Annotated in this window: 1 protein-coding gene; it reads right to left on the reverse strand. The window is 34.2% G+C overall.

Annotation, left to right across the window (positions count from 1 at the left end; translation table 11 throughout):
* The coding region (locus ACFINS_RS10270; protein ID WP_375706210.1) for an outer membrane lipoprotein carrier protein LolA at positions 1 to 260 on the reverse strand (260 nt) is incomplete at its 3' end.
* Positions 261 to 734: the final 474 nt, after the last annotated feature.

Below are 734 nucleotides of genomic sequence, written 5' to 3' on the forward strand. Positions count from 1 at the left end.
TGTAAGGGTATTTTTTTATAAATAAAACGAATTCCCCCTGGACGCTCTAAATAAAATGTTCCCTGAGACATTTTTCCTTTTGGACTAAATTGAATAAAATCACCTGTCATTGTTTTAATCGCTGCAAAGTGATTGGCAATTTTCTGCGCCCGCGCCACTTTATTGGATGATTGTGAAAAAGCCGGAAAAGTTAAGCAACTAAAGATAAGAATTCCCACAAACGCAAATATTCTCCTCCGTAGTAAAAAAAAAGTTTTCATAGAAAATGCTCCCAAACACTAGATAGTTACCTTACAATATAATCAAGCAGCGAATAATGAATAAATATCCTCTTTTAAATGAGAAAGATATTATTTGAAAAAACAATCAAAAGATTTTTATTTCAAAAGTGTTCTTCTTCGATAGGTATCAAAGTTTTCCTTTTCCCTGTATGAACTGCAGAACGCAAGAACACTTTCTGCTTCCATCCTTTCAAGAAGTAAAGGAAGGTTATAGTCAATGCCTAAACGACGTTGAATGTAAGAGATAACCACGAAGAGTAACCGCAATAGATTTAGAAATCATCTGCTACAGAAGGAATCAAAAAAACATCCGCATTCTTCTTTACAATCTTTTGAGTCACTACCCCCAAATAATCAATCCACCATCAAATTTCTGAAGACACTAAAACTCCCCTTTCCCCCATATGATATGCTAAACTCAAAAATACCTTCTGTTTCCATCCTTTCAAAAAG

Origin of the sequence: Bartonella sp. AA2SXKL (genome assembly GCF_042197205.1) — a bacterium.
Taxonomy (GTDB): Bacteria; Pseudomonadota; Alphaproteobacteria; order Rhizobiales; family Rhizobiaceae; genus Bartonella.